At 61.4% G+C, this 21,354-nt stretch carries 21 protein-coding genes and 1 tRNA gene; 10 read left to right on the top strand and 12 right to left on the bottom strand.

Features of this window, described 5'->3' with window-relative positions:
- The first annotated feature begins 90 nt into the window (after window positions 1-90).
- Window positions 91-696 (top strand): LolA family protein, encoded by a 606-nt coding sequence (locus M3N55_RS03015; RefSeq protein ID WP_249056243.1) that lies wholly within the window; start codon window positions 91-93, stop codon window positions 694-696.
- Between the two features lie 39 nt (window positions 697-735).
- On the top strand, window positions 736-1,482 hold the full coding sequence (locus M3N55_RS03010; protein ID WP_249056241.1) for an SDR family oxidoreductase: 747 nt from the start codon (window positions 736-738) through the stop codon (window positions 1,480-1,482).
- A 59-nt stretch (window positions 1,483-1,541) separates the two neighbouring features.
- Here M3N55_RS03010 and rplT read toward each other — a convergent pair whose 3' ends face one another.
- The 4 genes from rplT to pyk all read right to left on the bottom strand — a co-directional run bounded on the left by rplT (window position 1,542) and on the right by pyk (window position 3,931).
- The gene (gene rplT / locus M3N55_RS03005; RefSeq protein WP_249056239.1) at window positions 1,542-1,904 is read right to left on the bottom strand and encodes a 50S ribosomal protein L20; all 363 of its coding nucleotides are present in this window, start codon (window positions 1,902-1,904) and stop codon (window positions 1,542-1,544) included.
- A 12-nt stretch (window positions 1,905-1,916) separates the two neighbouring features.
- On the bottom strand, window positions 1,917-2,117 hold the full coding sequence (gene rpmI, locus M3N55_RS03000; protein WP_072247128.1) for a 50S ribosomal protein L35: 201 nt from the start codon (window positions 2,115-2,117) through the stop codon (window positions 1,917-1,919).
- Between the two features lie 107 nt (window positions 2,118-2,224).
- Window positions 2,225-2,458, bottom strand: a complete 234-nt coding sequence (locus M3N55_RS02995; RefSeq protein ID WP_249056238.1) for a hypothetical protein — start codon at window positions 2,456-2,458, stop codon at window positions 2,225-2,227.
- 27 nt (window positions 2,459-2,485) lie between these two features.
- Window positions 2,486-3,931, bottom strand: a complete 1,446-nt coding sequence (gene pyk / locus M3N55_RS02990) for a pyruvate kinase (protein ID WP_249056587.1) — start codon at window positions 3,929-3,931, stop codon at window positions 2,486-2,488.
- A 188-nt stretch (window positions 3,932-4,119) separates the two neighbouring features.
- Between pyk and M3N55_RS02985 the strand changes: the two genes are divergently transcribed.
- The 5 genes from M3N55_RS02985 (at window position 4,120) to M3N55_RS16695 (ending at window position 7,104) form a co-directional block, all read left to right on the top strand.
- Entirely contained in the window at window positions 4,120-4,431 is a 312-nt protein-coding gene (locus M3N55_RS02985) for a DUF1244 domain-containing protein (protein WP_249056236.1), read from the top strand.
- A 3-nt stretch (window positions 4,432-4,434) separates the two neighbouring features.
- Entirely contained in the window at window positions 4,435-4,689 is a 255-nt protein-coding gene (locus M3N55_RS02980) for a hypothetical protein (protein WP_249056235.1), read from the top strand.
- A complete protein-coding gene (locus M3N55_RS02975; RefSeq protein ID WP_249056233.1) occupies window positions 4,628-5,062 on the top strand; it encodes a DUF5671 domain-containing protein in 435 nt (144 codons plus the stop codon). Before M3N55_RS02980 ends, M3N55_RS02975 begins: the two co-directional genes overlap by 62 nt.
- Complete coding sequence (locus M3N55_RS02970; protein ID WP_249056231.1) at window positions 5,062-5,388, top strand: hypothetical protein; 327 nt, start codon at window positions 5,062-5,064, stop codon at window positions 5,386-5,388. The genes M3N55_RS02975 and M3N55_RS02970 overlap by 1 nt, the downstream gene beginning before the upstream one ends.
- A 117-nt stretch (window positions 5,389-5,505) precedes the next feature.
- Complete coding sequence (locus tag M3N55_RS16695; RefSeq protein WP_283163851.1) at window positions 5,506-7,104, top strand: calcium-binding protein; 1,599 nt, start codon at window positions 5,506-5,508, stop codon at window positions 7,102-7,104.
- Window positions 7,105-7,131: 27 nt separating this feature from the next.
- Here the strand turns inward: M3N55_RS16695 and M3N55_RS02960 are convergent, their stop codons facing one another.
- The 4 genes from M3N55_RS02960 to dgcN form a co-directional block, all read right to left on the bottom strand.
- Window positions 7,132-7,995: a D-amino-acid transaminase gene (locus tag M3N55_RS02960; protein ID WP_249056229.1), complete on the bottom strand. Its 864-nt coding sequence runs from the start codon at window positions 7,993-7,995 to the stop codon at window positions 7,132-7,134.
- A gap of 5 nt (window positions 7,996-8,000) precedes the next feature.
- Entirely contained in the window at window positions 8,001-9,842 is a 1,842-nt protein-coding gene (ilvD, locus tag M3N55_RS02955; protein ID WP_249056227.1) for a dihydroxy-acid dehydratase, read from the bottom strand.
- A 62-nt stretch (window positions 9,843-9,904) separates the two neighbouring features.
- The gene (dgcA, locus tag M3N55_RS02950; RefSeq protein ID WP_249056224.1) at window positions 9,905-10,882 is read right to left on the bottom strand and encodes an N-acetyl-D-Glu racemase DgcA; all 978 of its coding nucleotides are present in this window, start codon (window positions 10,880-10,882) and stop codon (window positions 9,905-9,907) included.
- A 57-nt stretch (window positions 10,883-10,939) separates the two neighbouring features.
- A complete protein-coding gene (dgcN, locus tag M3N55_RS02945) occupies window positions 10,940-11,941 on the bottom strand; it encodes an N-acetyltransferase DgcN (protein ID WP_249056223.1) in 1,002 nt (333 codons plus the stop codon).
- A 260-nt stretch (window positions 11,942-12,201) separates the two neighbouring features.
- Between dgcN and M3N55_RS02940 the strand changes: the two genes are divergently transcribed.
- On the top strand, window positions 12,202-13,158 hold the full coding sequence (locus tag M3N55_RS02940) for an L-malyl-CoA/beta-methylmalyl-CoA lyase (protein ID WP_249056222.1): 957 nt from the start codon (window positions 12,202-12,204) through the stop codon (window positions 13,156-13,158).
- A 48-nt stretch (window positions 13,159-13,206) separates the two neighbouring features.
- On the opposite strand, the gene ilvD (M3N55_RS02935) is transcribed toward M3N55_RS02940, so the two are convergent.
- Window positions 13,207-14,943 carry a dihydroxy-acid dehydratase gene (gene ilvD / locus M3N55_RS02935; protein ID WP_249056219.1) on the bottom strand — a complete coding sequence of 579 codons (1,737 nt, stop codon included), beginning with the start codon at window positions 14,941-14,943 and terminating at the stop codon, window positions 13,207-13,209.
- Between the two features lie 156 nt (window positions 14,944-15,099).
- On the opposite strand from ilvD (M3N55_RS02935), the gene mutS reads away from it, so the two are divergent.
- Window positions 15,100-17,712, top strand: a complete 2,613-nt coding sequence (gene mutS, locus M3N55_RS02930; RefSeq protein ID WP_249056584.1) for a DNA mismatch repair protein MutS — start codon at window positions 15,100-15,102, stop codon at window positions 17,710-17,712.
- 105 nt (window positions 17,713-17,817) lie between these two features.
- Here mutS and mtaB read toward each other — a convergent pair whose 3' ends face one another.
- Window positions 17,818-19,077 (bottom strand): tRNA (N(6)-L-threonylcarbamoyladenosine(37)-C(2))-methylthiotransferase MtaB, encoded by a 1,260-nt coding sequence (gene mtaB / locus M3N55_RS02925; protein ID WP_249056217.1) that lies wholly within the window; start codon window positions 19,075-19,077, stop codon window positions 17,818-17,820.
- Entirely contained in the window at window positions 19,074-19,892 is an 819-nt protein-coding gene (gene dapF, locus M3N55_RS02920) for a diaminopimelate epimerase (protein WP_249056215.1), read from the bottom strand. The genes mtaB and dapF overlap by 4 nt, the downstream gene beginning before the upstream one ends.
- A 129-nt stretch (window positions 19,893-20,021) precedes the next feature.
- Here dapF and M3N55_RS02915 point away from each other — a divergent pair.
- A tRNA-Lys gene (locus M3N55_RS02915) sits at window positions 20,022-20,097 on the top strand.
- A gap of 17 nt (window positions 20,098-20,114) precedes the next feature.
- Here the strand turns inward: M3N55_RS02915 and M3N55_RS02910 are convergent.
- A complete protein-coding gene (locus M3N55_RS02910) occupies window positions 20,115-21,326 on the bottom strand; it encodes an FAD-binding domain-containing protein (protein WP_249056214.1) in 1,212 nt (403 codons plus the stop codon).
- Window positions 21,327-21,354 lie beyond the last annotated feature (28 nt).

Here is a 21,354-nt window from a genome sequence, read left to right as displayed (position 1 = left end):
AGGGTCGGTGATCGGCAACTCTCTGCCTTGTGTTGGCAGCGTGAGCGGATCGCGCCTTTCGCTGCGCGGGAAAACGGGTATTTATGCTGTATGAGTATTACACGCCGTTCCCTGCTTATGTCCCTGCCAGCCCTTGCGCTGGTGCGCCCCGCCCATGCCGAGCGTATCCCGCTGGATGAGATTTCGCGCTATTTCAACAGTTTCACCACGGCCGAGGGTGAGTTTACCCAGATCAACCCGGATGGCACCTTGTCCACCGGGCGTATCTATATTCGCCGTCCCGGTCGGGTCCGGTTCGAATACGACCCGCCGGAAGACTCGCTTGTGATGGCAGGTGGCGGGCAGGTCGCGATATTCGACGGGCGGTCCAATCAGGGGCCAAGCCAGTATCCGTTAAGCCAGACACCGCTGAACCTGATACTGGAGCGCAATGTCGATTTCAGCAATCGGCGCATGGTTGTCGGGCATATTGATGATGGCACCACCACCACTGTGATCGCGCAAGACCCGGAGAACCCGCAATACGGGTCTATCCGGCTGGTGTTTTCCGCCAACCCGACTGAATTGCGCCAATGGGTCATCCGTGACGATACCGGCGCGGAAACCACCGTCATCCTTGGTAACATGCAGTTCGGGGGCAGGCTCTCGGCAACGCTGTTCAACATTACGGCAGAGGTTGACAAGCGTAACCGCTGACGGGACTGCTATGCCGAAGGGCAGCGGCAAGGACCGAAGATGACAGACTCTAAAATCGTTCTGATAACCGGCGCAAGTCAGGGCATTGGCCGGGCGTGTGCGCTGGCCTTTGCCAAGGCCGGGCACAACGTGGTGCTTGTGGCGCGATCTGCCGACAAGCTGGCGACACTGGCTGAAACAGCACCGGGGCAGATGCTGGCCCATCCCTGTGACGTGTCCGACCCGGATGCCGTGGATGCCCTGTTTGTCGCCATTTCCAAACGGTTTGGGCGGTTGGATGTGGCCTTTAACAATGCGGGCCTTGGCTTGCCCGCCACCGAAATCGCAGACATCTCATGGCAGGACTGGCGGCGCGTGGCCTCTGTCAATCTGGACGGCGCGTTCCTGATTGCACGCGGGGCTTATGCCATGATGCGCGCGCAAGACCCGAAGGGCGGGCGGATCATCAATAACGGGTCCATCTCGGCGCATGTGCCGCGCGTGGGGTCGGTGCCTTACACGACCACGAAACACGCAATTACCGGGCTGACCCGAACCTTGTCGCTGGATGGGCGGAAACATAACATTGCCTGTGGCCAGATCGACATTGGCAATGCCGCGTCCGAGATGACGGATGCGTTCACCAAGGGCGTGCCGCAAGCCGATGGTAGCTTGCGTGCTGAACCGGTGATGGATGTGCAGCATGTGGCCGATGCTGTCCTGCATATGGCCAGCCTGCCGTTGGACGCAAATGTCCAGTTCATGACCATCATGGCCACGGCCATGCCCTATATCGGGCGTGGGTAACAAAAACCCCGCCGGGCGCTGGGCACGGCGGGGTTTTCAAACTGTCAGTGGGGTGGCGCTCAGGCCATTGCGGCCTTGGCTTTTTCCACGATTTGCCCAAACGCTTCGGGCTCGTGCACGGCCAGATCGGCCAGAACCTTGCGGTCCACTTCGATCCCGGCCAACATCAGCGCGTTGATGAAACGCGAATAGGTCAGGGATGGGTCGATTGCGCGGACAGCAGCGTTGATACGCTGAATCCACAATGCGCGGAAGTTGCGCTTGCGGTTCTTGCGGTCGCGGGTGGCATACTGGTTCGCCTTGTCCACAGCCTGCGTAGCGGTGCGGAAGTTGCGCGAACGCGCGCCATAATAGCCAGCCGCGGCTTTAATAACCTTGCGGTGGCGAGCGTGAGTGACTGTGCCGGATTTAACGCGTGACATGTTCCGCTCTCCTTACCGGTTATAGGGCATGTAGGTCTTGACGATACGGGCATCCTGCTCGGACAGCAGGGTGGTGCCGCGCGCGTCGCGGATGAATTTCTTCGTCCGCTTGATCATGCCGTGCCGCTTGCCCGCTTGCCCGGCTTTCACTTTGCCGGTCGCGGTCATGGAGAAGCGCTTTTTCGCGCCTGACTTGGTCTTCATCTTGGGCATTTCCGACTCCTTCTTCGGTCAGGGGGGCGACTCGGCATGCCACAACGGCCGGACGCCCCTTCGAATAGAACCCGCGCAGTAAACCAGAACGCGCGCGGGTGCAAGGCTCAGAACGCTTGCCATAGCCGAACAAGGACCGTCACGCTCAGTTCCGGAATGTCCCGCAAACCGTAGTTGCCATCGGGGCGCAGAATAGACGCGATCACGGCCAGGCCAAACCCCGCCAGACCCAGGCCAAGCGCCACATAGGGGCGCCGGCCATCGGTCCAGGCACTGATCGCGCTGACCAATGCAAGCGGGACAAGATACACCCCCAGCAAGAAGATAATCCCGGTACCCATATTGCCCCTTTCAGACAGGGGGCAAGGTTACTCGGGTTCGCCCGACACGATCAAGTGTTCCGCGCAAGGGGCCACACGCAAGATGTTCGTTGTGCCCGGCTGGTTGAACGGAATGCCTGCGGTGACAAGGATCTGGTCCTTTTCAGTGCCGAACCCATATTTGCGCGTGACGCGAACGGCGTTGATGACGGCCTTCTTGAAGCGTTCGACCTCTGCCACCTCTTCGCAATGCACACCCCAGACCAGTTGCAAACGCCGCGCGGTTTTGGTGATCGGGGTCAGCGCCAGAATTGGCACATGGGGGCGCTCGCGTGCGACCAGAAGCGCGGTGGTGCCCGATTCGGTGAAACAGCAGATCGCGGCAATGTCGGTTTTCTCGGCCAATTCGCGCGCGGCAGCCACGATCCCATCAGCGATAGAGCTGTGCTTGACCTTGCGCGAGGCGTCTATGATCTCGATATAGGTTGGGTCGCTTTCGACCTCGCGCGCGACATTGTCCATGGTGACAACAGCCTCAATCGGATAATCGCCCGCTGCCGATTCCGCCGACAGCATGATCGCATCGGCACCTTCATAAATGGCGGTCGCGACATCCGAAACTTCGGCACGCGTTGGCATGGGGCTGTCGATCATCGATTCCAGCATCTGCGTGGCGACGATTACGGGCTTGCCAGCCGCGCGCGCGCGGCGCACCAGACGTTTCTGGATGGGTGGCACATTCTGCACCGGCAGTTCCACGCCCAGATCGCCCCGCGCAACCATGATCCCATCGGACACGGCGAGGATTTCGTCGAACGCGGCGACTGCGGCGGGCTTCTCGATCTTCGACAGAATCGCGGCCCGGCCTTGTGCCAGATTGCGGGCTTCGGCCACATCGGCGGCGCGCTGCACAAAGGACAGCGCCAGCCAGTCCACGCCCAAGCGGCAGACGAATTCCAGATCCTTGCGGTCCTTGTCCGACAGCGCCGCGACGGGCAGCACCACATCGGGCACGTTCACGCCCTTGCGGTTGGAAATTGTGCCACCCACTGTCACGGTGCAATTGGCGAAATCCTTGCCGCAATCGTTCACCTTCAGGCGGATTTTGCCGTCATTGACCAGCAGGTCCGCGCCCGGTTCCAAGGCTTCGAAAATTTCGGGGTGGGGCAGGGTCACGCGGGTTGCATCGCCCGGTTTGTCGGTCAGGTCCAACCGGAACGCGGCACCCTCGACCAGTTCTTCAGATTCGTTTGCGAAAACGCCCACGCGCAGTTTCGGCCCTTGCAGGTCGGCCAGAATGGCGATGGGGCGGCCCAAGTCGGCCTCTATCTTGCGAATGATCGCATGGCGCGCGGCGATATCGTCATGGGTGCCATGGCTCATGTTCAGGCGGAACACGTCTGCGCCTGCTTCGAACAGGGCGCGAATGGTATGATAGTCGGACGAAGCCGGGCCAAGCGTGGCCACGATCTTGATCATGCGGTGACGGCGCAAAGGCGTCATGAGGAGTCCTCTCTTGTCGTGTGTGGCCTGACGGTGTTCCCCCGATATGACAGGGGTCGATGTCAGGATGAATTCGTTAGCGCAAACATCTACCAATAATGCCCGGAAAAGCAAGCCTGCCGCGCTTGACCTGCACACCGGCAACACGCACCTTACAATCAGTATACGGAGGATAGCCCATGGACACCACCACCCGCACAGAACTGGAGGCCGCGGCTTTTCGGGCGCTTCTGGCGCATCTGGACAAGCGCAGCGACGTGCAAAACATTGATATGATGAACCTGACGGGGTTTTGCCGTAACTGTCTGTCGCGCTGGTATATGGAAGCCGCCCAAGAGCGTGGGGTGGCGATGGACAAGGACAGCGCCCGCGAGGCGATCTATGGCATGCCCTATGACGACTGGAAGGCCAAGCATCAAACAGAGGCCGATGCCAGCCAGAAAGCCGCGTTCGAGACATCTTTTGCCGAGAACGTGGGCAACAAGGACTGACATGTGAAACCCGCAGAGCAGCTTGAAGCCTTCGTTCAGCATGGGTTGCGCGCGGGGCACCGCCCCGATGCTTTGCGCATCGCCTTGCTGGCTGAAGGCTGGTCGCAGGCAGAGGTGACAGCGGCGCTTTCCGCTTGGGCAGACCATAATCTTGGCGTGCCGGTCCCGCGTCCGCAAGCGCAAACAAGCGGGCAGGATGCCGTGCTTATATGGGCTTATGTTCGTCGCGCTTTTGACAGTGACCTACAATCTGATTGATCTGGGGTTCAATCTGATCGAGCTGTGGTTGCCAGACCCGCTGTATTCCGAGCGTGGGTTTGGCAACCTTGGCGCCATGCGCTGGTCCATCGCGGTTCTGGTCGTCGCCCTGCCGGTTTTCCTGTGGTTGGATCGTCGGGCCGCCCGCGCGCTATCTGATGATCCAGGCCAGCGCCGCGCACCGCTGCGCCAGAAATTCGGCGCAATGACGCTGTTTCTGTCGGTGCTGGCTTTGCTTGGTGCCGCTGTTGCCGTGGTTTATGCAGGGTTAACGGGTGTCGTCACAACGCAGTTTCTTGCAAAGGTCGCGCTTGTTGTGCTTTTGGCGTTGCTGGTCATCGCTTGGTTCCGCGATTTTCTGGCAGAGCCGTGATGTCCCGCCTTCTACTGCCCTTTACGGTTCTGATGATCGGGCTTGGCCTATGGCAGGTGGGTGGCCCGGAACAGGCCCGGAGCGAACAGCGCGATGCTCAGCGCCTGAATGATCTGCGGGCTTTGGCCGCCTATTTGACATGCGAAAAGATGCGTAAGGGCGGGGCGGACTTTATTTGCGGCACATATCCGCGCGACACGGACCGTTTTACACAGCAGCCGTTCACTGTAACCCAGACACAGGTCTGCGCAGAATTCGAGCAGTCCGACCGCACGGCACACCGTTTTCCGGACGAGGTTGAAAACGGATGTATTCGGCTGGATTAACCTTGTTTTTCGCAACAATCCGAAACGATTGTCACGACTCTTGGGCCGAATTCTGATATTTTTATTGTTAAAATGTGATTAGCCTTCACAGCATATTTATTCGGGATGGGTTGGGATATGCTGGGTTTTGGATTTGTCGGCTTTTTGCTGGCCTTTGCTGCATTGGCGTTCTTAGAAGTCGGTAGTGACGATAGCTATAATGATCGGGAGGAAGATACTCCGCCCGACCCGGACGAAGAAGCTGCCGACCCAAACGAGGAACCTGAAGATCGGGGGCAAGATGGGCCAGGTGACGATCTGATTACCGCGCGTGACGATGTGTCGGTTTACAATGGGTTCGCGGGCAACGACACGCTGATCGGATTTCCGGAATTTGGTGTCCAACTGAATGGTGGCGCTGGTGACGACCTGCTGATTGCGCTTGAAGACGACCATGCTTTCGGCGGCGAAGGCGATGATTTTCTGATCGGCGAGCATATGGATCCGGGAAGCACCGTGCAGATCCTGCGCGGCGGCGGCGGCAGTGACACGATCGTAAGTGCCGGTGGCTCTGAAATGACTGGCGGCGCGGGCGAGGATGTTTTTGTCATCTCGCTGGGTGGTCTGGATTTGACCGGGGCTATGCAAAGCATCGGGGGCGAAGCTCTCTCAACCCCCGTGATTCGGGATTTTAACCCAAGCGAAGACAGTCTTGTGCTGGACCTGAACCGTGAGTTCATGAGCGCCTTTGATGACTTGCCGCAGGATCAATATGGGCCAAACGAGCGTAGTCCGCTGTTTTTCGGTGATACCGTAACGCTGACTGCTGAACGCACATCGGACGACACAGGTATATTGATCCGTGTTGATGGTTTGCCGATGGTCGAATTGGAAGGGTTTGATGGCACGGACCCGTCCGAGCTTCTGGCGGCGATTTCTGTTGAAGTGAATGGTGCCTCCGTGTCCGATGCCGAATCGGGTGGCGGTTCTGGCTTGACCGAGGAAGAGGATGCAGAAGGTAACGTGACCTTGGTTCTGACAGATGCCTTCCAAGGCGGCGGAAACTATATTGGCGGTGATCGCTTCAGCACGTTGGACCTGAGCGCCTTGAGCGCGGACATGCGTGTGACCGTCGCGGAGGGCGATATCATCACGATTGAACCCGCGGACGGCAGCCTGCTGCCAACAACCTTTGAGGGGATCGACCGTGTTATTTTAGGCAATGGCGATGACGTGTTCGATGGCGCTGACGGATCGGGATTTATTGAAGTGGTGGCGGGAAATGGTGAAGACAGGATCCTAGCCAGTGACAGCGGAATTCAGAACAGCTTGCGCGGTGAAGGCTTCATGCGAGCGGAAGGGGACGGCGAAGTCATTGATGGAACCGGCGCGACAGTGCTGATCGGGGGCTCTGGCAATGATATCTTGTCTGGCGGTTTGGGTGATACGCTGACCGGTGGCGCGCGCTCCGACGTGTTTGTCATCTATGGTGTTGGAGACGAGGGGGCCGGGCCCGCCCGCATAACGGATTTCAACCCGCTGACGAATGACAACCTTCTCTATGTGCCGGTCAATCCGGATGGCAGCAATGATCCGCATGACATCATCATTCAAGTTGATGATTTCTCCACGTCTATCATCGATAATGGCGAGGTTGTCGTCTTCATTCAGGACATCGGCAGATTTTACGATCCAAGCATAACCATTCTGGACCCCGTCACAAGTTTGCCTGTCTAGCACCCTGATGACGAGGTCGGTCCTGTTTCAGATCGCCGCCTTGCGGCTTTCCTCGATGTAAATCTCGCGCAAGCGGGTTGCCAAGGGGCCGGGGGTGCCTGTCCCCAGCTCTGTCCCGTCAATAGAGACCACGGGCATGACAAAGGTGCTGGCTGATGTGACAAACGCCTCATCCGCCGATTTTGCTTCTTCCACGGTGAAATTGCGTTCCTCGACCTGCATCTGCGCCTCGCGCGCAAAGCGCAGAACGGCGGCGCGGGTGATCCCGTGCAGAATGTCATTTGACAGCGCCCGCGTCACGATCTTGCCGTCCTTGATGATATAGGCGTTGTTTGACGTGCCCTCGGTAATTGCGCCGTCCTGCACCATCCATGCGTCATCCGCGCCTTGCTTGATCGCCATCATCTTGCCCATGCTTGGATACAGCAGTTGCACCGTCTTGATATCGCGCCGCCCCCAGCGCAGGTCATCAATGGTCACGACCTTGATGCCCTTTTTTGCCTTTGGGCTATCGACCAAAGCAGGGTTGGATTGCGTGAACAGCACGACTGTTGGGGCGGTGGTGTCCGGGTCTGGAAATACGAAATCCCGATCACCCGGCGCGCCGCGCGTCACTTGCAAGTAGATCATGCCCTGATCGACCGCATTTTGTCCGACAAGCTGGCGATGCACCTCCAACCAGGCGTCGCGGTCCATCGGGTTAGCGATATCCAATTCGCCCAGGGACCGTTCCAGCCGCGTGAAATGCCCCTCAAAGTCGATCAGCTTGCCGTCAATGACAGTCGTCACCTCGTAGACGCCATCGGCCATCAGGAAGCCACGGTCGAAAATCGAAATCTTGGCGTCGCCCTCGGGCATGTAGTCGCCGTTCACATAGACGATGCGGGTCATTCGGTTTACCATCCTTCAGGCAATTTGCGCACGGCCCCCATGGCCGCCGATGTGGTCAGCGCCGCATAGGCCCGCAGCGCAGTAGAGACCTTGCGGGGGCGCGGCTTGGCGGGCTTCCAGCCTTTTTCGTCCTGTGCGGCGCGGCGCGCGGCAAGGGTCGCGTCATCAACCTTCAGCTCGATCCGGCGCTCCGGGATGTCGATCTCGATCAGGTCGCCATTTTCGACAATCCCGATCAATCCGCCCTCTTCGGCCTCTGGCGAGACATGGCCAATGGACAGCCCCGATGTGCCGCCCGAGAAGCGACCGTCCGTGACCAAAGCACAGGCCGCGCCTAGCCCCTTCGATTTCAGATAGCTGGTCGGGTATAGCATTTCCTGCATCCCCGGTCCGCCGCGTGGCCCCTCGTAGCGGATGACGACCACTTCGCCAGCCACGACCTTACCGGTCAGAATACCGCTGACAGCATCGTCCTGGCTCTCGAACACGCGCGCAGGGCCGCTGAATTTCAGGATACTGTCATCCACGCCCGCCGTTTTCACAATGCAGCCCTGTTCTGCCAGATTGCCGAACAGCACCGCCAAACCGCCGTCTTGGCTGAACGCATGTTCTTTGGTGCGGATGACACCCGTCTCGCGGTCGGTATCCAGCGTTTTGTAGCGGTTCGCTTGCGAAAATGCTTGCGTTGTGCGCACGCCGCCGGGGGCAGCACGGTAGAATTGCTGCACCTCTGGGTCGTCGGTGCGCGAGACATCCCACATATCCAGCGCCATGCCCATGGTTGGGCTGTGAACGGTTGGAAGGTCATTGTGCAGCAGGCCCGCATTGTCCAATTGCCCCAGGATCGACATGATGCCGCCGGCGCGGTGGACATCTTCCATATGCACATCGTCTTTGGCCGGTGCCACCTTGCACAGGCAGGGCACGCGGCGCGACAGGCGGTCGATATCCTGCATGCTAAAGTCGATCCCGCCCTCATGTGCGGCGGCCAACAGGTGCAACACGGTGTTGGTGGACCCGCCCATGGCGATATCCAGCGACATTGCATTCTCGAACGCTTTGAAGCTGGCAATGTTGCGCGGCAGCACGCTGTCGTCATCTTGCTCGTAATAGCGCTTGGCGTTTTCCACGATCAGATGGCCCGCGCGCTTGAACAGCTTTTCGCGGTCGGCATGGGTGGCCAATGTCGAGCCATTGCCCGGCAGCGACAGCCCCAAGGCTTCGGTCAGACAGTTCATCGAATTGGCGGTAAACATGCCCGAACATGACCCGCAGGTCGGGCAGGCGGCTTCTTCGATCGCTTGCACTTGCGCGTCGGTATATTTGTCATCGGCCGCAACAACCATCGCATCGACAAGGTCCAGTGCCTTCTCAACGCCGTCGACCTCGATTTTCCCGGCCTCCATCGGCCCGCCCGACACGAATACAACAGGGATGTTCAGCCGCATCGCAGCCATCAGCATACCAGGTGTGATCTTGTCGCAGTTGGAAATGCAGACCATCGCATCGGCGCAATGGGCATTGACCATGTATTCAGTCGAATCCGCGATCACCTCGCGTGAGGGCAGGGAATACAGCATCCCGTCATGCCCCATGGCAATGCCGTCATCTACCGCGATGGTGTTGAATTCCTTGGCCACACCGCCCGCTTTTTCGACCTCGCGGGCCACCAGTTGGCCCAGGTCTTTCAGGTGCACATGCCCCGGAACGAACTGGGTAAAGCTGTTGACGATAGCGATGATCGGCTTGTCCCAGTCACTGTCGGTCATGCCGGTTGCGCGCCACAGGCCGCGCGCGCCTGCCATGTTACGGCCATGAGTGGTGGTGCGGGAACGATAACGGGGCATCTGGCTCTCCTTGTGGCGGATCACGACTGATTAGCGCATGCGCGAGCCTTGGGGAAGAGCCGTCAGCCCCATAGTTCAGGCAAGGGTGGGTGCACGCCGCTTGCGTCATAAAACAACGCCGGATCGCGGTCCTCTGCCAACAACAACGGCCCGTCCAGATCGACGATGTCAGCGCCCTGTGCGACCAGAACAGCCGGTGCCATGGCCAGGGACGACCCAACCATACAGCCGACCATCACGCGGTAGCCTTCGGCGCGGGCGGCATCGCGCAGCGCCAGCGCCTCGGTCAAGCCGCCGGTCTTATCCAGCTTTATGTTGACCATGTCATACTTGCCGCGCAGCGCGGGCAAGCTGGCGCGGTCATGGCAGCTCTCGTCCGCGCAAACCGGCAGCGGGCGCGCAATCTCGGCCAACATATCATCGGCCCCGGCGGGCAAAGGCTGCTCGACCATCTCCACACCCAGTCGCAGCAAATGCGGCGCCAGATCGGCATAGACATCGGCATCCCAGCCCTCATTCGCGTCAATGATGATGCGCGTGTCAGGCGCGCCCCGCCGCACGGCCTCCAACCGGGGCATATCGTCAGCCGTGCCCAGCTTGATCTTCAGCAAGGGCCGCGCGGCATGTTTGCGCGCGGCCAACTCCATCTTTTCGGGCGTGTCCAGCGACAGGGTGAAGGCCGTCACAACCGGCGCCGGTGCCTGCAATCCTGCCAAATCCCAAACGCGGCGCCCCGCGCGTTTCGCGTCCCAATCCCAAAACGCGCAATCCACCGCATTGCGCGCGGCCCCGGCGGGTAGCGCATCTTGCAACGCCAGTCGGTCAATCCCGGCATCCAATCCTTCGATTTGCGTCCGGACCGACGCAATCGTTTCGCCATACCGGGCATAGGGCACACATTCGCCATGCCCGCGCACCCCATCTTGCGCCAGTTCCGCACGCAGCACGTCTGCATGCGTCCGAGATCCGCGCGCGATGGTGAATACCTCTGCCAAGGCGAAGCGGTCCGTTACAACCCTCAACACGCGATCTCCTTTCATCCTTGCTTAAATATCCTGGGGTGAATGGAGCCGCAGGCTCCAGAGGGGCAAAGCCCCTTATACAGACGCCAAGGCATCCACCAATCGCCCGGCACCGTGGCGGAACGGGTCCACCGTCGGCAAGCCCATCCGCGTCTCGATCTCGGCGCAACAGCTGCGCGCCGCGTCGTCATCCAAAGCGGCGGTGTTGACGGAAATTCCAACCACCTGACAGGCCGGGTTCGCCACCCGTGCCAGAGCCAGCGCCATATCGCGCAGGGCTTCCAAGGACGGCAGATCATAGCCGGGCAGCCCGCGCATGTGGCTGCGGGTCGGCTCGTGGCTCAGGATCAACGCATCGGGTTGCCCGCCATGGATCAACGCCATGGTCACGCCCGAATAGGACACATGGAACAATGATCCCTGCCCCTCGATCAGGTCCCAATGGTCGGGGTCATTGTCGGGCGTCAGCCATTCAACAGAGCCCGCCATGAAATCTGCGATCACTGCATCCAGCGGCACGCCATCGCCGGTAATCAGGATGCCGGTTTGTCCGGTGGCGCGGAAACTGGCCTTCATGCCGCGCGCCACCATCTCGCGCTCCATGCACAGCGCGGTATACATCTTGCCGACGGAACAATCCGTCCCCACGGCCAGACAACGCTTGCCGCTGCGTTTTTCGCCATTGGCGATGGGGTATTGCACCGAGGGCACCCGCACGTCGTGCAGCCTGCGTCCGGTTGCCTTGGCCACGGCCTGCAGGTCGGGTTCATCGCGCAGCAGGTTATGCAGGCCGGATGCCAGATCGAACCCTTCTTCCAGCGCCGCGATCAGCACTTTTTTCCACGCGGCGGAAATAACGCCGCCCCGGTTGGCCACCCCGATCACCAGCGTTTTCGCGCCGGCCGCCTTGGCGTCGGCCAGTGTCATATCGGGCAGGCCCATATCGGCGCGGCAACCGTCCATGCGGAACTGGCCAAGCGCGAAATCGGGCCGCCAATCCTTTATGCCTTGGGCGACTTTGGCCGCCAACGGGTCCGGCGCATCGCCAAGGAACAACAAGTAAGGAGTTTCGATCATGCGGGCCTCCAACATGCGGGGGTCAGATTTTGCGTTAGTCTATCCAAGTTTCAGGGGAGTGTTTCGTGATTTGCGTCATCTAATCTACCATTTTGCGAAGAAAATCTCTTAAATACGGATTTATGCGCAAATAATGACCGCACTTATGCTGCCGCGCAGCATGACCTTTGCGAGCGCAGAAAAGCTCTTGCGAACCGGTATGCAACAATATACCAAAAAATCGCATCATTCCGACATATCCTGTCCCGAAAGGTCACATCATGAGCTTCCGCCTTCAACCTGCGCCCGTCGCCCGCCCCAATCGTTGCCAATTGTTTGGCCCCGGATCGCGCATGGCGCTGTTCGAGAAGATGGCCGCCAGCGCCGCTGATGTCATTAATCTGGATCTAGAGGATTCCGTCGCGCCTTCGGACAAAGACAGCGCGCGCGAGAATGTCATCGCGGCGACCCATGACGTCGATTGGGGCAAGAAAACCCTTTCGGTGCGGATAAACGGGTTGGACAGCCCCTTCTGGTATCGTGATGTGGTCGACCTGCTGGAGCGTGGCTCGGAGCGGCTGGACCAGATCATGATCCCGAAAGTGGGCTGTGCTGCCGATATCTACGCCGTGGATGCGCTTGTCACCGCCGTTGAGGCTGCGAAAGGCCGAACAAAGCGCATCGGGTTCGAGGTCATTATCGAATCCGCCGCCGGTATCACCAATGTCGCCGAAATCGCAGCCGCTTCGCCCCGCCTGACCGCCATGTCCCTTGGCGCGGCAGATTTCGCAGCGTCGATGGGTATGTCCACCACCGGCATCGGGGGCACGCAGGAAAACTACTATATGCTGCGTGAGGGTGCGCAATACTGGTCCGATCCGTGGCATTGGGCGCAATCGGCCATCGTTGCCGCCTGCCGCGCCCATGGTGTTCTTCCGGTCGATGGCCCCTTTGGCGACTTCAGCGATGATGAGGGTTTCCGCGCGCAGGCGCGCCGCTCTGCCACCTTGGGCATGGTCGGCAAATGGGCAATCCACCCCAAGCAGGTGGCGCTTGCCAACGAGGTCTTTACCCCGTCCGAAGCGGCTGTGGCCGAGGCCCGCGAAATTCTGGATGCGATGGAACAGGCCAAGGCGCGCGGCGAAGGGGCAACTGTTTACAAGGGCCGTTTGGTCGATATCGCGTCTATAAAGCAGGCCGAAGTAATCGTGCGTCAGTCTGAAATGATCGCGGCCTAAGCCGACAAGATAGCGGCACGGCGGGGGTTTGCCCCGCCGTGCCCGCGTTCAGATATCCGCGTAGATGTGGCCTTCGCCCTTCGCGCCCGGATGCGTCACTGCGCCCAAGCGGGTCGGCCCCACAAGCTGCGCGTATTTATACAGCGCGCCACTGGTATGAATGGTCGGTCGCGCGCCGGCCCATGCTTTGCGCCGCGATTCCAGCTCCTCATCCGACAGGGCGACCGACAATTCGCCCGTCAGCGCGTTCAGCGTAATCATGTCGCCATTTTGCAGCAGTGCAATCGGCCCGCCATGCGCGGCTTCCGGCCCAACATGGCCCACACAGAACCCACGCGTCGCGCCCGAAAAGCGGCCATCGGTAATCAACGCCACGCGCTTGCCCATGGCTTGGCCCGAAAGCGCGGCCGTCGTGGCCAGCATTTCGCGCATACCCGGTCCGCCTGCCGGACCTTCGTTACGAATGACGATAACGTCGCCCGGTTCGTAGTCACGCGCCTTGACGGCGGCGAAAGCATCTTCCTCGCATTCAAACACGCGCGCTGGACCGGTAAAGACCTGGTCCTCTTCGGACATGCCCGCAACCTTCACAATCGCACCATCGGGCGCCAGATTGCCGTGCAGCCCGACCACCCCGCCGGTCTTGCTGATCGGGTTGGAAATGGGGTGAATTACCCGCCCGTCAGCCTCTAGCGAAATGCGGTCGAGTTCTTCCCCAATGCTGCGCCCTGTAACGGTCAGGCAATCTTCATGGACCAGCCCGGCCTTGCGCAATTCCTTCAGAACCACGGGCAGGCCACCCACCTCATACAGGTCTTTGGCCACATAGTCGCCGCCCGGTTTCAGGTTCACGAAATAGGGCGTGTCGCGGAAAATGTCGCAGACATCTTTCAGGTCGAAATCAATCCCCGCCTCATGCGCGATGGCGGGCAAATGCAGCCCCGCATTCGTGGACCCGCCGGTGCAGGCGACGACGCGGGCGGCGTTTTCCAGTGATTTGCGGGTGACAATGTCGCGTGGGCGCAGGTTCCGGGCCAGCAGGTCCATGACGGTGCGGCCTGATTCCTCGCAATATTGGTCGCGCGACTCGTAGGGCGCGGGCGCACCAGAGCTGTTCAGCAGCGCAAGCCCGATCGCTTCGGACACGCAGGCCATGGTGTTGGCGGTGAATTGCCCCCCGCAGGCCCCGGCGCTTGGGCAGGCGACACGCTCCAGCACCGCCAGTTCGGCATCGGAGTAATTGCCTGCCTGATGCTTTCCAACCGCTTCGAACACGTCCTGCACGGTCACGTCCTTGCCATCCAGCCGACCGGGCAGAATGGACCCGCCATAAATGAAGACAGAAGGCACGTTCAGCCGAACCATGGCCATCATCATGCCGGGCAAAGATTTGTCGCAGCCCGCCAGCCCCACAAGCGCGTCATAGCAATGCCCGCGCATGGTCAGTTCTACTGTGTCGGCAATCGCTTCGCGCGACGCCAGCGAGGATTTCATCCCCTCATGCCCCATGGCGATGCCGTCGGTCACGGTGATGGTGGTGAATTCGCGCGCAGTGCCACCACCTTTGGCGACACCCTTTTTCACCACCTTGGCCTGACGGTCGAGCGAGATGTTGCAGGGCGCAGCTTCGTTCCAGCAGGTTGCAACGCCCACCCACGGCTGGTGAATTTCCTTTTCTGTCAGGCCCATGGCATAGAAATAGGACCGGTGCGGCGCACGGGACGGCCCTTCGGTCACATGGCGAGAGGGCAGGCGGGATTTATCAAAGCGGGGCGTGTCTGTCATGGCATCCTCTGTTGGTTTTCAGGTAAGGTAGCCAGCACCCTGAGACCGGGCAAGGAAAACCGGGGATCAGCCCTCTTTCGCATAGTCGCGGGCTTCGCTAGGGTCTGCGCCACCGCCTTTAGCCGGAGCGTATGCGTGAGCGATACTGTCACCCCCATGATGGCCCAGTATCTGGAGGTCAAAGCCCAGCACCCCGATGCGCTGCTATTCTACCGCATGGGCGATTTCTACGAATTGTTCTTCGATGATGCCGTTGCCGCGGCGGCGGCGCTGGACATTGCGCTGACCAAGCGCGGCAAGCACGCGGGCGAGGATATCGCCATGTGCGGCGTGCCGCATCATGCGTCTGAGGGGTATCTGCTAACGCTGATCCGCAAAGGCTTTCGCGTGGCGATTGCCGAACAGATGGAAAGCCCGGAACAGGCCAAGAAGCGCGGCTATAAATCCGTCGTGCGGCGCGAGGTGGTGCGCCTTGTCACTCCCGGCACGCTGACCGAAGACAGCTTGCTAGATGCGCGACGGCACAATTTCCTTGCCGCATATGCCGAAATTAGGGACGCGGGCGCGCTGGCCTGGGCCGATATTTCGACGGGCCAGGTGCGAGTCATGCCCTGCCCGCGCGCGCAACTTGGGCCAGAGCTTGCACGGCTGGCCCCGCGCGAAGTTCTGGTGGCCGATCCGATGGCTGAATCCCTGCGCCCGCTGGTCGAGGATATGGGCGCGGCGCTGACGGCGCTGGCCCCTGCCGGTTTCGACAGTGGGTCCGCAGAGCGACGGTTATGCAACCTATACGGTGTGCAAACTCTTGATGGGTTCGGTCAATTTGCCCGGCCCGAGCGCGCGGCCTTGGGCGCGCTGGTGGATTACCTGGACCTGACACAACGCGGCAAGCTGCCCCTGTTGCAGCCCCCGACAGTGGAAAGCGCCGATGCGGCGGTGCAAATTGACGCGGCCACGCGCCGCAATCTGGAACTGACGCAGGCATTATCCGGCGGGCGCGACGGCTCGCTTCTGGCGGCGATGGATCGCACTGTCACGGCCGCAGGCGCGCGATTGTTGGAGCGGCGTTTGTCGGCGCCCGCCCGCCGGGTTGGCAGCGCCTTGGCGCGGCAGGCTTGTGTCAGCTTTCTGCACGGGCAATCGCGGCTCTGTGGTGATCTGCGCCAAGCGTTGAAAGCCGTGCCCGATCTGGACCGCGCGCTGTCGCGCTTGGCGTTGGACAGGGGCGGCCCGCGCGATCTGGGTGCGGTGCGCGCAGCGCTGGCGCAGGCAGGCGCGCTGGCAGACATGTTGCACCTCCCGGAGTTGCCCGTCCTGTTGGCAGACGCCCGCGCAGGGCTTTTGGGCCATGACCATCTGCTTGATGCGCTCGACACCGCGTTAGTGGCAGAGCCGCCGCTTTTGGCGCGTGATGGTGGCTTTATTGCGCCCGGCCATGAGCCCGATCTGGACGAGGCCCGCCGCCTGCGCGACGAAGGCCGCAGCGTCATTGCTGCCATGCAGGCGGAATATGCGCAGGATAGCGGCATCGGGTCGCTCAAGATCAAGCATAATAATGTCTTGGGCTATTTTATCGAAGTGACCAGCACCCATGCCGAACGGATGCTGGCCCCGCCTTTGTCCGAGCGGTTCATCCACCGCCAGACCACCGCCAATCAGGTGCGCTTCACCACGGTCGAACTGTCCGAGATGGAGACCCGCATTCTGAACGCGGGCGGGCGCGCGTTGGAAATTGAAAAACGGCTGTTCGAGGGTCTTCGCGCCCAAGTGCTCGACGCTGCCGCGCCGCTTGCCCAGGCTGCGCGAGCCTTGGCGGAACTCGACCTTTCCGCTGCGCTGGCCGATCTGGCACGCGCCGGCGACTGGTGCGCACCCAAGTTGGATGACAGCCGCGCTTTTGCCATTGATGGTGGGCGTCACCCCGTGGTCGAGGCGGCGCTTGCCCGTGCGGGCAGCCCTTTCATTGCGAATGATTGCGACCTGTCGGCGGAGCAGGGGGCGGCCATTTGGCTGCTGACCGGCCCGAATATGGCGGGTAAATCGACCTTTCTGCGGCAAAACGCGCTGATCGCCATTCTGGCGCAGATGGGCGCGTGGGTGCCTGCGCGCGCGGCACATATCGGAATGGTCAGTCAGGTGTTCAGCCGCGTGGGGGCCAGCGACGATCTGGCGCGGGGGCGGTCCACCTTCATGGTTGAAATGGTCGAAACGGCTGCGATCCTGAACCAGGCCGATGATCGCGCGCTGGTGATCTTGGATGAAATCGGGCGCGGCACGGCAACCTATGACGGGCTGTCGATTGCGTGGGCCACATTGGAACATTTGCACGATGTAAACCGCACCCGCGCCCTGTTCGCCACGCATTACCACGAGATGACGGCGCTGTCGGACCGGTTGGCGGGTGTGCAAAACGCGACCGTGGCCGTCAAGGAATGGGAGGGGGATGTCGTCTTCCTGCACGAGGTGCGGCGTGGCGCGGCCGATCGCAGCTATGGTGTGCAGGTCGCCAAGCTGGCGGGCCTGCCCGCGCCAGTGATCGCGCGGGCGCGCGAGGTGCTGGCGGCGTTGGAGGACGGCGCGCGCAGCACCTCGCCCAAGGCGTTGATCGATGATCTGCCGCTGTTTTCTGCTGTGCAGACCCCTGCACCTGCGCCCGCCAAACCTTCGCCGGTGTTGGACGCATTGGCAGAGGTCAATCCCGATACACTGTCCCCGCGAGAGGCGCTGGATGTGGTGTATAGGTTGAAGGGAATGGTGTCCGACGGCTAAGCCGTGGACCACGCGCTCCGGGCTTGACCCGGAGCCTCTGGGTCAGCCAACCGCAAGGCCCCGGGTCAAGCCCGGGGCGCGTTTCAAATTATTCGTGGGGGCACTCTATGCGCTTGCGCTCAGTTGCGCGCCATCATGCCCTGCAATCCGGGCCTGCACGATCTGCCCCACGGGCTGATCTGCCCTGAACACCACTTCGGCAAATTGTGGCGTGCGGCCCATGCGCGGATTTTCCATCAGCACCGGGTGCGCCTGTCCGACCTGCGCCGACAGATGTCGCGTAACGGTAGCGTTGCCCGCTGCACGCAGGCGGGCGGCGCGGTCACGGACGACCGCCCCATTGACTTGCGGCATACGCGCGGCAGGCGTGCCCTTGCGCGGGCTGAACGGAAAGACATGCAGCCATGTCAGCCCGCAGTCTTCGACCAGCTTCAACGAGTTTTCGAACATTGTTTCGGTTTCAGTCGGGAAGCCCGCGATGATATCTGCGCCAAACACCATGTCTGGGCGCAAGGCGCGCGCTTCGGTGCAAAAGGCAATCGCATCGTCGCGCAGGTGGCGGCGCTTCATGCGTTTCAGGATCATGTCATCGCCTGCCTGCAAGGACAGGTGCAGATGCGGCATCAGGCGCGGTTCAGATGCGATGGCTTCCATCAGCGCGGGGTCGGCTTCGATCGAATCGATCGACGAAATCCGCAGCCGCGCCAGATCGGGGACCAACCGCAGAATGCGGCGCACCAGATCGCCCAGTCGCGGCGTGCTTGGCAGGTCCGCGCCCCAGCTTGTCAGGTCCACGCCGGTCAGAACGACCTCCAGATACCCTTCACCCACCAGCCGTTTGATCTGGTCCACCACCACGCCAGCCGGAACTGAACGCGAATTGCCACGTCCGTAAGGGATGATGCAAAAGGTGCAGCGATGGTCGCAGCCATTTTGCACCTGAACATAAGCACGCGCGCGGGTGCCGAACCCGTCGATCAGATGGCTTGCGGTCTCGGTCACCGACATGATGTCATCGACCTGCACGCGCTCGGTCTGGCCGATGAGGTCGGGGGTCAGGCTGGCCCAGGTGGCGGGGTGCATCTTTTCTGAATTGCCGATGACGCGTGTCACTTCGGGCATGGCGGCGAAGGTTTCGGGTTCTGTCTGTGCGGCGCAACCGGTCACGATAATTGGCGCATCGGGGTTCTCACGCCGCAGGCGGCGAATTTCCTGACGGGCTTTGCGCACGGCCTCTGATGTGACTGCGCAAGTGTTCACCACCAGCGCATCACGCACGCCCGCGCCTTCGGCCAGAGCCTTCATCGCTTCGGTTTCGTAAGCGTTCAGGCGGCAACCAAGGGTCGTGAAGCGCGGCGCGCTCATGCGCCAAAGCCTTTGGCCAAGGTGGCGGTAAAGACATGCGCGACCGGGCCTGTCAGCCAGACGCCATCGTCGCGCCAATCCACCATCAGCGTTCCGCCATCGGCGGTGATCTTGACCTGCCGCCCGGTCAGGCCGCGCAGGTTGGCGGCAACTGCCGTCGCGCAGGCACCGGAACCACAGGCGAGCGTAATGCCCGTGCCCCGCTCCCACACCCGCAGGCGCAGATGATCTGGGGCAACCTGCGACGCAAATTCGACATTCGTTGCCTCTGGAAAAAGCGGGTCATGTTCTACGACCGGGCCGTGAGTGGCCACGGGCGCCGCCTCTGCATCGGGAACGAAAAACACGCAATGCGGGTTGCCCATTCCTACGCCCGCCGGGTCGCCGGACAGCGGCAGATGCAACGTGTCGCAATCGCGCGCCAGCGGTATGCCCTGCCACTCCAGCACCGGCGCGCCCATATTGACCCAGATTTGACCGTCCCGATCCTCGGCCCGCAGCAACCCTCGCGCGGTGCGGATGGTCAGCGTCTGCGCCCCTGTCTGCCCCATGACCATGGCCGCCACGCAACGCGTGGCATTGCCGCAAGCGCCAGCCTGCGTGCCATCGGCATTCCAGAAATCCAGCGCCAGATCAGCGTCCTCTGCCGGGCGCAATTCTGCCAGCTGGTCGAACCCGACGCCGCGATGCCGATCGCCAATGGCGCGGGCCAAGGCAGCATCCATCATTCCGGCTGCGCGGCTGCGCGAGTCGATTACGACGAAATCATTGCCTGCGCCGTGCATTTTGGAAAAGGTCAGGGCCGTGCCAGTCATGCGCGCCATATAACGACGGGTTCGCGACCTGACCAGCCCCGCGCGCAAGCTTGCCGTGAAAACATTGCGCCCGCGTGGCTTTTGTCCTTGACCCTGTGCCCGGCCTTTTCTAAGTAGCGGCCTCAGAGTGAGCCGGTAGCTCAGCCGGTAGAGCAACTGACTTTTAATCAGTAGGTCCAGGGTTCGAACCCCTGCCGGCTCACCATGATCCCCTACAGAGTGTCAGACCAATGCTGCATCTTGCAGGATTGCAGGGATTTTCGTCTTCACCTTGAAAAAGCCCGCCGTGGCATGCGGCCAGATGCGCTTGTCCCAGTCGCGCTGAACCTCTGTCAGGGTAATGCCCTGCGCGTCCAGCGCGGGCTGTGCGCTGTCTAGCCAGTCGCGCACGTAGCCTTGTGGCACGAACGGGGTCACGATCTGGCGCGCGCCCGCCTGTGCGGCCCATTTGGCCAGATCGCGAGGCAAGCCGGCACGCATTTCGAACGCTCTATGCCCAAGCCGTTGCGCGGTATCGCGCAGGGCAGCGCGCTCGAATTCGGTGACATGGTCGGCAACGGTTTCGGGGGAGCGCAGGTGGCTGGCTTCCAGTGTTGCCGTGGTCACGATTGTCAGGCCATCCGGCAGGGTTGGGGAGCAGTCTTCCTCTGTCAGCAACAGCGCGGTCGGTTTGGACAGGTCCGGCAGCAGCGGCATGCGCAGGCCAAGCCGGTCTGGCAATCCGTCGGGTTCTTCATGCACCAAAGCCGGGGCATCCGGGGCCAGATCCGTGTCGCGTGGCACGAAGCGACCGTCGGTGAATTTGGCGATGTTCCACGCCTGCGCGGCATAGGTCTTGCCGCGCGTGTGCAGCCCCGCGACCCAGCGCCAGCCCAAGGTGTTTGACGCGGGGTCTCCATCTAGCAGATTGCGCAGGAAGAAATCCGCGCCCAGCCGCCATGGCAGGCCGAAGGTGAATATCCAGATAGACGCGAACCACATACGCGCATGGTTGTGCAGGTAGCCGGTGTCGACCAGTTCGGTTGCCCAAGCATCGAAACAGTCCAGCCCCGTGCGCCCTTCGGTCGCGGCTTGCACTTGCGCGCGCAGCTTGCGGTCCTTGGTCAGCACCTCGAAATCGCGCTCCAGACCGTCGCGGTAGGTGGTCCATGTTGTCGGGCGGTGCTCCATCCAGCCTTTGAAATAGCTGCGCCAGACCACTTCCTGAATGAATTTCTCGGCACCTTCCTGGCCATGCGCGGCAAGCGCTGCGGCGATCACTTCATCTTCCGCCACAAGCCTGCGGCGCAGATGCGGCGACAGGCACGACACCGCGCCATGACGTCTCGGCCCGTAATCTGTGTTGCGGCGCTTGGCGTAGCGCGCGCCCATATGCGGCGTGAAATCTGCGATATGTGCAAGCGCAGCATCGCGGGTCGGGGCAGGAAGGGTCATGGCGTCCTCTTTCGCTTTGGGCGCAGAT

This window comes from Roseinatronobacter domitianus, assembly GCF_023336755.1.
GTDB lineage: Bacteria > Pseudomonadota > Alphaproteobacteria > Rhodobacterales > Rhodobacteraceae > Roseinatronobacter > Roseinatronobacter domitianus.
This window is presented reverse-complemented; position numbering and strand designations above follow the sequence as displayed.

Coding starts and splice junctions, on each gene's coding strand:
- M3N55_RS16695 (WP_283163851.1), top strand. CDS start 5,506: ATGCTGGGTTTTGGATTTGTCGGCTTTTTGCTGGCCTTTGCTGCATTG.
- mutS (WP_249056584.1), top strand. CDS start 15,100: ATGATGGCCCAGTATCTGGAGGTCAAAGCCCAGCACCCCGATGCGCTG.
- mtaB (WP_249056217.1), bottom strand. CDS start 19,077: ATGAGCGCGCCGCGCTTCACGACCCTTGGTTGCCGCCTGAACGCTTAC.
- M3N55_RS03010 (WP_249056241.1), top strand. CDS start 736: ATGACAGACTCTAAAATCGTTCTGATAACCGGCGCAAGTCAGGGCATT.
- M3N55_RS02940 (WP_249056222.1), top strand. CDS start 12,202: ATGAGCTTCCGCCTTCAACCTGCGCCCGTCGCCCGCCCCAATCGTTGC.
- dapF (WP_249056215.1), bottom strand. CDS start 19,892: ATGACTGGCACGGCCCTGACCTTTTCCAAAATGCACGGCGCAGGCAAT.
- M3N55_RS02985 (WP_249056236.1), top strand. CDS start 4,120: ATGGACACCACCACCCGCACAGAACTGGAGGCCGCGGCTTTTCGGGCG.
- M3N55_RS02960 (WP_249056229.1), bottom strand. CDS start 7,995: ATGACCCGCATCGTCTATGTGAACGGCGACTACATGCCCGAGGGCGAC.
- M3N55_RS02910 (WP_249056214.1), bottom strand. CDS start 21,326: ATGACCCTTCCTGCCCCGACCCGCGATGCTGCGCTTGCACATATCGCA.
- M3N55_RS03015 (WP_249056243.1), top strand. CDS start 91: ATGAGTATTACACGCCGTTCCCTGCTTATGTCCCTGCCAGCCCTTGCG.
- M3N55_RS02970 (WP_249056231.1), top strand. CDS start 5,062: ATGTCCCGCCTTCTACTGCCCTTTACGGTTCTGATGATCGGGCTTGGC.
- dgcN (WP_249056223.1), bottom strand. CDS start 11,941: ATGATCGAAACTCCTTACTTGTTGTTCCTTGGCGATGCGCCGGACCCG.
- ilvD (WP_249056219.1), bottom strand. CDS start 14,943: ATGACAGACACGCCCCGCTTTGATAAATCCCGCCTGCCCTCTCGCCAT.
- rpmI (WP_072247128.1), bottom strand. CDS start 2,117: ATGCCCAAGATGAAGACCAAGTCAGGCGCGAAAAAGCGCTTCTCCATG.
- M3N55_RS02995 (WP_249056238.1), bottom strand. CDS start 2,458: ATGGGTACCGGGATTATCTTCTTGCTGGGGGTGTATCTTGTCCCGCTT.
- rplT (WP_249056239.1), bottom strand. CDS start 1,904: ATGTCACGCGTTAAATCCGGCACAGTCACTCACGCTCGCCACCGCAAG.
- dgcA (WP_249056224.1), bottom strand. CDS start 10,882: ATGAAAGGAGATCGCGTGTTGAGGGTTGTAACGGACCGCTTCGCCTTG.
- M3N55_RS02975 (WP_249056233.1), top strand. CDS start 4,628: ATGCCGTGCTTATATGGGCTTATGTTCGTCGCGCTTTTGACAGTGACC.
- ilvD (WP_249056227.1), bottom strand. CDS start 9,842: ATGCCCCGTTATCGTTCCCGCACCACCACTCATGGCCGTAACATGGCA.